The organism is Shewanella scandinavica (genome assembly GCF_031932065.1).
Classification (GTDB): domain Bacteria; phylum Pseudomonadota; class Gammaproteobacteria; order Enterobacterales; family Shewanellaceae; genus Shewanella; species Shewanella baltica.
The window spans coordinates 1-7,583 of record NZ_JAUOES010000051.1; the positions used below are offsets into that span (position 1 = coordinate 1).

The following is a 7,583-nucleotide window of genomic DNA, read 5'->3' on the forward strand; positions in this document are numbered from 1 at the left end:
AGACCACTATGAAGCAATGGAATGAAATCAAGCATGAATTCGAGGCGGACGGGTCTCTGCGTGATATTTATGTCGAAAATATTGAGCCGGAGGCTTGGGATCAATTTATTGCAGAAATTAAAGGTTCTAACTACGAAATCGACTTTTATCACGGCGATGTTAAATTGGAGCTGCCTGGAAGCCTTCTCTTAATCAAGCGACTACAGGAAACGAATCCAACTACTCTATGCATTTGGCTTCCTGAAAAAATTCAGATAAATTGCCATTTCTTTGTAGAAACAGAAATAGAGTTGGACGTTTCACCGCGCGATATCCAAAATGAAAACGCGTATTTACAATTGGTGAGTTTTCAAGTGTGGTTGTCTGAGTCAATGAAGAAGGAAGTTAAGCTCACCCATGAGGGTGCGCAAGAGTTGGTAATTTTAAGTGTTTTTGCATAAATCGTATAACAATCGGCTCATGTGCGACCTCCGTTCCGTCGGCCTTTTTTGTGGTGAAAACCACAAAAAATTCCAACTGCACTCCGGCGCCATAGCCGGGCGTTATGCATCTTGAGGTTTATGTGCACAGAATTTTATGGTTGATCTCTGGCCTGCTTGCAAGTAGCGCATTTGCTTCAGATCTAGCTACACACAAGGCCGGAATCTGGACTATTGAATCTACCGAAAATATGAGTCGGTGGGTCATCATTCATAACCTTGAGAGCGCAGCGACTACCGGTGTATTTCATATTGAAGTGATTGGTCGAAAACATGGCAATGCTGCTTGGCAAGTCGAGCGCCTAGTTCGCCATATGGCAATCACAAAAAAAGCATTGAAGGCCAGTGTTAAAGACCCTCTGAATAAAGGCGGTGTTTATCCTGAATCTTTTGACAATGCTTATTCGTCTTGGCAGAAAGAAAACAATGGCAAGGGTGGGGCAATTTGCGACACATCCTTAATAGAGTGCATGTAAATGCATAACCAGGCGTTGCAGTGGATGCCCGACACGGAGTGCCACCACTGAACTTGGCGTTAGAGCTCACACAGTTGCCCCAGCGGCTTCAAGGAGGATCGAATGAAAGGACAATTCGTCGCGGGAGCAGTTATCTACGCAAAAGACATTCAGCGAGTGAGCCAGTTTTATTCTGAGCTTGCTGGTCTACCAGTAACTCATAAAGAACCTGACTATGTGCTACTTGAGTCACCAAGCTTTCAATTAACGGTGGTAGCTCTAGCACCCGCAATCGCAGCTAAAATTGCAATCTCATCACCACCAGAACGCAGAGAAAACACAGCGATTAAAATTTGTTTTCCCGTTAAAAATCTTGTCACTACCCGAAAAATAGCTGAGCAGCTAGGTGGCAAATTAAATGAGCCAGAACGTGAATGGCTATTTCAAGGCAATAGAGTGTGTGATGCTCATGATCCAGAGGGCAATATTTTCCAAATTCGAGCCAGTGAATTCTAACAAGAATTTAAAGCGGGACTGCTAACAGTTTGCTCGGTTTCGCTTCGCTACACATTTTAGCAAACTGTTTTCAGCCCCTTAAATGGGCGTTAGGCATAGTTCAAAATGACCCAGTTCATAGACAGAATTTTGGAGGGGATTGAAACAGGCAGCCTCTTGCCTGCCTCCTATTACGCTACTCTCGATGTGGAATTAGCATTGAATGCACGAGATAACCATCCTACATTCGGTATTGAGTGGAGTAACTTGTTTAAGAGTATTGAAAACGCTTGGGAATGTAGCGCTCAGCCAGAACCAACTAAAACAAAACTATATAATATTCAGAAAATCAGCTTTCTTTTAGTAAGCAAAGCCACATCGCAGAGTGAGCTTGCCAGTTATGTATCAGATGATCTTGATCTCATCACCAAGGCAAATATCTTAGGAGTTTCACATCATTTTTTAGAGTCTCTCTGGAACAGCTACGAGTCAGGCAAATTTCCATATCCAAAAAACCTACAAATCACCTAGCACGCCTAACAACTGGTTCAAATCGCTCGCTCCGCTCGCTGGGACGGGCTAAAGCCCACCCCTTAACCAAACGTTAGAGCTAAGGAAAGTCATGAGTATCACACTGGAAGATGTTACAAGTTCAAATTATGAAGCAGTATGTGACTTAGATGTCACTGATGAGCAACAGGAATATGTTGCGAGCAATATGTGGTCTTTGGTTGAGTCACATTACTGCCAAGGGCATACCTGTAAGGCAATCTATCAAAACGATAAACCTGTTGGCTTTTTCATGTGGGTATCTGAAACACCTGAAAGAGTTTCTATCTGGCGCTTTATGGTGGATCAACGTTATCAAAAAGCGGGTATTGGTAGAACTGCGCTAAATTTGGCGCTCAATGAAATCAAAGCGTACGACAAAGTAAAAGAGATTGAAATTTGTTATGACCCTGAGAACACCGTCGCCAAAGATTTTTATTCTAGTTTTGGCTTTCAGGAAGTGGGTTTGGATGAAGATGGTGAAGATATGTTGGCAGTCATCAAGCTGTGAGCTCTAACAATCGCCTTAAACATCGTGGCCTGCGGCCGCTGGACTCGCAACAAGTTGCTCGCCGTTTAGGCGAGCGTTAGGCACAATCTAATCAAAGTACATATTTCACTTGGAGCAGAAATGGAAGTCAGAAAATCTTCGAGATTATTTATCGTAGATAGCGAAGGACGCCTTTTATTATTTTTATACAAGGACGAGCATCAAGCACCATTCTGGGCAACCGCTGGCGGCGAGCTTAAAACAGGAGAAAGCTACACTGACGCCGCCGCACGGGAGCTATACGAGGAAACTGGACTTACTCTAAAAATTGGACATCTTCTGAAAGAGCGAGATGAAGTATATGCTGTAGCACGCTCAACACCTGCGCGCTGGCTAGAAAAATACTATCTAGTAGAGTGCCCAATAAATTCAAATATATTCGCGGCAGAATGGACCGACGAAGAAAAGTGCACCATTCAAAAATGGAAATGGTGGAGTATTAAAGAAATGCAAAATGAGAACCCAAACATATTCAAACCAAAGTGGATTCCTGAGCTTTTGAGTGCAGTATTGAGCCAACGCCAACATTCGCCTAACAAGCGTTCTGACTATTTAGCCTTAAATCGTGCCGTGAATCACTCTGACCTAGACTGATTCATGCTACCCTTCGTGCCCCTTTGCGAGATTCTGGGGCGTTTTTTTCCCTTAAGATAAATCAAATATCTGGAGAGCTGATTCACACCTATACCCCGATGTTACAACCGAAATCAATATTGTTATTGGGGCCTGATATCATTAGCTAGCAGAGGATTTTAAAGTCGTTATGTAGTTTGGCCCAGTGAGCTTTTAATATCGTTTTATGCACTTCATGCATGGGGAGTTCAGCAAGTGCCTTTGGCCAAAGAGTACGGGCTTTTTGCATGACATCCAGTAAATGAACCTTTATCGCGGGCCATGGTAGGCCTGTTCTCGTTGCCCATGCTTGGAAGGTCGCGATATCTATGGCGTACCATAGCTTTTGTTTATTCATGTTGAGGGCTATGGCGGTTTCGCCTTCTATGTAGGGTAAGGTGCTCACAATATCGTAAGCGGGTGAGAGTATCGCATTTTGGGTATCAGGGTAGATAACACTCCAATTTTTTAAGTGGGCATCACCGTTGGCGAGCAAGATATTGGCCAGCAACCGCCTTGCCATTTGCTGCACATCTTTTAATCCATTGTAGCTGCTCATGTATAGAGCTTTAGCTATGGCTTCGTAGTTGTATTTACCGTATTTATCATGAGCGTAAATTTCGAATATTTGGGCAAAGTCTTCTGCATGAATGCGGCCCGTATCACTGCGGTCAAAGCGCTTAATTGCATAAGCCGTTGGTTCATCTGGGAGTTTGATGTTAGGTAAATTATCCAATGCGTTAAGTGAAATGAGCTCAATTTCAGGGATATTTACTCCGATTATTTGTGCCAACTTCATTGCGGTGTATTCATTTTGTGGGACGTTGCGGTGTACTGTTGAAGGCGTCTTGATAATCCAACTATCTTGGCCTTCTTGATTGGCATTTATGTTGAATCGTCCATCGTTTCTGCTCGTCGAGAATTTCATTTGAACACCGGCAAGTGAGAACTTATTACTGGTGTGGGTGATGTCGATTACGATGGCTTCTGTTCTTTCTCGTGGTGATAATGCCCAGGCTGGAATATTCTCTTTTGCTATGGCTGATGCTATTAAGCCGCCGGGAAGATTGTTCCCTGCCCATGCTAGGATAGGAAATTCGTTGTTTTCATGTACTTTTAGCGCGGCTGACATCCAGTGCCGCAATGCGCCCTCGGGGAGCAAATTGGACAGCACCGGTGATAATCTTTGTGTTCTGACTTGTATTTTATCGATGTAATGTGGGTCTAGCAGCTGGGTGAGCGTTAATGTTGGTCGAAGTGCTTTTGGCATCGCGATATATTCAGGGTCAAATTTCAGAATGTTTTTACCACCTGAATAATGGGTGAGTATCGCAATCCGTTGATGATTTAAATAAAGTGCGAGGGCCTCTACTGATTCAGCAGGTTTCATAGATTATCTTCTTTATCATCAACTGAATGTAAGACCTTATCCCAAGATGTCCCCGTCTCTGTCGTTAAGTTGTTAGGCAAATGACGGTCAATTTCTGGTTCTAAAGTTGCTTGGTTAATGAGTGCTTTTACTGCACTTATGTGCTGTTTAGGGACGATCATCATTTCAAGATTTAATCCTTCTAAGACTCTCAGTAATGTCGATAAGCGAGTATCACTGCCACTTTCTATTCGTTGGTATTGTTGCTGTGACATACCAATGTTCAGCAGCATGTCTTTCTGACTTAGTGCTAGTTGTTCTCGGTAGTGCTTGAGTTCTGTGGCTAATTCGCTGAGATGCTTCATGGTGTTGGCTCGGTTATCTTTTACTCATAAACATCATATTAGTTGTTATTTGCAATTAAATACAACTAATACGCTGTTAATTTGTGTAAATACAATCAATTTGTTGTTTATACGTATGGGTACAACATATTCGTTGTATATGTACCGTTGATGTCGTATTGGATTTTGTCATAGATGAGGCGGTTGTCGTGGTCTACGTTATGGCCGCGCTGGTGTGTGAGATTAGGCAGGCTTGATTGTGCGTGAGAGGAATTAAAGAGTCGTTATTTAACACCACACTTCTGGGACAAAACCTTATTAGCCAGATTCGGATTAGCTATTTTATTAGTAACGCCTCTTTGGGCTACAAACTAATCAACTCTCGATATCACCAGTTGGAACAGGCATAACAGGGATATGAATCAGTTCTCTAGAGATTTGATTCATGCTAAGGCAAAAAAAAGCCCCGTTGAAAGGAAGAAACGGGGCGAAATGGGTCTGCTTTAAGGTCAGCATGAATCAGTCTGGTGTAGAGTGATTCACTGGCTCATTTTTGGACATTTTCGTGCTAGCCTAGATCGCGCTGAGGCGGCGATATGTAACACCTTACCTTTATTATAATTTAAAATTATCATTTTTATAAATATCGATAATTTTAATTGCTAATGATTAAGCCATATATTCCATTCCATCGAAACGATAGTTACAAAAAGAAATGTATTGGAGCACATTATGAAAATGAATCACGTAGGTATTATGGTTGGTGATATGGACAAAGCGGTTGAATTCTATACTAAAGCGCTAGGTATTCGTATTGTAATGAACAAGACTAAAGTGATTGAAGGACGAGAATCTGCGATTGGCCGTATGTGCATTGCGGTATTCGGTGAAGGTTTTAAAGGCTTTAACATCGCTCACTTGGTAACAACAGATGGTATCGGCGTTGAACTGTTTGAGATGAAAGATCGTCAAGAACGTCATGAAGTAGACTTCGCTCGCCTAGGTATCTTCCACTTCTGCTTACAGCTACCTAAAGAGCAGTTTGATACAGCAATCAAACGTGTTGAAGAGTATGGCGGTAAAGTTCGGATGGACATCATGCGTTACCATCCAGAAAACGAGCTAAAACAAGCACAAATGGTTTATCTGGAAGACCCGTTTGGCAACCTGTTTGAGTTCTACTCACATTCTTACGAAGACACTTACGCTTCAGACTATGAATAAGTAAATACGTAAAACAAAAGGTTGGCTCTGATGCCAACCTTTTTGTATTCATTCCTAGGTCAGATATAAGATCAAAAAGCTAATAGCTTCTGAATAGTAGTTCTTAACTTACATCAACCAATATCAAAAGAGTTCTCGATAACTTTAATGATCTGTTCATAACGCCTAGCAAGTGGTGAATTAAGTTTGCTAACCAAGTACACAGGCTCCTGTATCTCTGCGGTAATATTGAATATTTTTAGCTGTTCTTTGGCTGCGAACAGGTTGACGCACCATCGAGGAACCACCGTAAAACCGATACCCTTAGCTATAGGAACCAATATTTGATGCACTTGGTTAATGTAGCTTTGTGTCGAAACATTCTCTAAATCGACCAAACTAAGTAAATCATTGTGGGCTTGATTAACATAAGTTTGGAAATAGTGAGCCAAATCTGGATGACGAACTACTCCCAACTCCATTAACAATTCATTTATAGATAAGTTTTCGTCTGCGGAAAGTGGCAGCACAAGAGCAAGACACTCCGCACCAATAATACGGCTCGCAAAATATTTAGGATTGGGTTCTTTTGTCACTAAACCTATATCCAATTTTCCCTGTAGTACTTGCTCAAATATACGTTGGTTTGGTGTTGCTTCTAACTCAATGGATAAGTCTGGATAACTCGTTTGCAAAGAAAGTAATTCTGAATAAATCAACCAGGCGAAAGTTCCCGAACAGCCAATAGTACAGCGACCTCGGAAAGGTTCGTCGTGTGCCAAATTCTGTAATAGTTCAGACTCTTCTTCAAAATGTTTGACAGCATAATCGTAAACTTTACGCCCATAGATTGTTAACTCAAACTTTTTGTTAAATCTCTTTATTAGAGGATAACCGCATGCAGCTTCTAGTTTATTTATGTGCTGGCTTACCCCAGGTTGCGTCATGTGGAGCAATTCGGCCGTTTTGGTGAAGTGTCCAACATCGACCAATGTTTTAAAAGTGTTAAGCCAAATAGGATTGAGCATAGTTAGAAACCAATAATTATTAATAAATACATTTTCAATAATCATTAATTATACTGAAAATCACCCTTTGTGTCCCTATCGCTCAGAGAGAACCACAAACTCATGACGAACTTCAACCAGAGAGAGTCAAATAGGTTAATGAAAAGATTTAGAGATTAGATTACAAAACGGCTAATAATTTTATAAAGGCTGACTTTTACGGATAACTTGAGGTAGGGCAAATACGCACTAGCAGTATGAGTTAGGGGTTCTACTCTAACCAAGAATAGGGCAAAGATTTGTTAGCCCAAAGCTCATGAAAAATGATCGCGTTCGCGCGTGAACCAGACTAGGCAAGTCTGATTCAATGTAACGGTTTATCAAATCCCTCATGATCACACCTTACTCTTTGGTAGTCATTACATTATGTATCTCAAATTATCAGATAACAAATGCCTGAACTTCGAGCTGCGGCAAACTTTGGGTAGAAGTGGGTTAAAGCCATCTATCGGGTCTAATT

Annotated in this window: 10 protein-coding genes; 7 read left to right on the forward strand and 3 right to left on the reverse strand. The window is 41.6% G+C overall.

The window, feature by feature from the left end; genetic code table 11:
* The 6 genes from Q4Q50_RS22030 to Q4Q50_RS22055 form a co-directional block, all read left to right on the forward strand.
* On the forward strand, positions 1-440 hold a 440-nt coding region (locus Q4Q50_RS22030), incomplete at its 5' end, for a hypothetical protein (RefSeq protein WP_311901155.1).
* A 104-nt stretch (positions 441-544) separates the two neighbouring features.
* On the forward strand, positions 545-955 hold the full coding sequence (locus Q4Q50_RS22035; protein ID WP_113941477.1) for a DUF5086 family protein: 411 nt from the start codon (positions 545-547) through the stop codon (positions 953-955).
* Positions 956-1,057: 102 nt separating this feature from the next.
* Complete coding sequence (locus Q4Q50_RS22040; protein ID WP_306178892.1) at positions 1,058-1,450, forward strand: VOC family protein; 393 nt, start codon at positions 1,058-1,060, stop codon at positions 1,448-1,450.
* 105 nt (positions 1,451-1,555) lie between these two features.
* On the forward strand, positions 1,556-1,960 hold the full coding sequence (locus tag Q4Q50_RS22045) for an immunity protein PIM1 family protein (protein WP_311901162.1): 405 nt from the start codon (positions 1,556-1,558) through the stop codon (positions 1,958-1,960).
* Between the two features lie 91 nt (positions 1,961-2,051).
* A complete protein-coding gene (locus Q4Q50_RS22050) occupies positions 2,052-2,489 on the forward strand; it encodes a GNAT family N-acetyltransferase (RefSeq protein ID WP_012089972.1) in 438 nt (145 codons plus the stop codon).
* Between the two features lie 120 nt (positions 2,490-2,609).
* Positions 2,610-3,122 (forward strand): NUDIX hydrolase, encoded by a 513-nt coding sequence (locus tag Q4Q50_RS22055; RefSeq protein ID WP_012089971.1) that lies wholly within the window; start codon positions 2,610-2,612, stop codon positions 3,120-3,122.
* A 145-nt stretch (positions 3,123-3,267) separates the two neighbouring features.
* Here the strand turns inward: Q4Q50_RS22055 and Q4Q50_RS22060 are convergent, their stop codons facing one another.
* Positions 3,268-4,530: a type II toxin-antitoxin system HipA family toxin gene (locus Q4Q50_RS22060; RefSeq protein WP_012089970.1), complete on the reverse strand. Its 1,263-nt coding sequence runs from the start codon at positions 4,528-4,530 to the stop codon at positions 3,268-3,270.
* Positions 4,527-4,874 (reverse strand): helix-turn-helix domain-containing protein, encoded by a 348-nt coding sequence (locus Q4Q50_RS22065; protein ID WP_311901167.1) that lies wholly within the window; start codon positions 4,872-4,874, stop codon positions 4,527-4,529. The genes Q4Q50_RS22060 and Q4Q50_RS22065 overlap by 4 nt, the downstream gene beginning before the upstream one ends.
* A gap of 711 nt (positions 4,875-5,585) precedes the next feature.
* On the opposite strand from Q4Q50_RS22065, the gene Q4Q50_RS22070 reads away from it, so the two are divergent.
* Positions 5,586-6,077 carry a VOC family protein gene (locus Q4Q50_RS22070; protein WP_311901169.1) on the forward strand — a complete coding sequence of 164 codons (492 nt, stop codon included), beginning with the start codon at positions 5,586-5,588 and terminating at the stop codon, positions 6,075-6,077.
* Between the two features lie 113 nt (positions 6,078-6,190).
* On the opposite strand, the gene Q4Q50_RS22075 is transcribed toward Q4Q50_RS22070, so the two are convergent.
* The gene (locus tag Q4Q50_RS22075) at positions 6,191-7,129 is read right to left on the reverse strand and encodes a LysR family transcriptional regulator (RefSeq protein WP_006087342.1); all 939 of its coding nucleotides are present in this window, start codon (positions 7,127-7,129) and stop codon (positions 6,191-6,193) included.
* Positions 7,130-7,583: the final 454 nt, after the last annotated feature.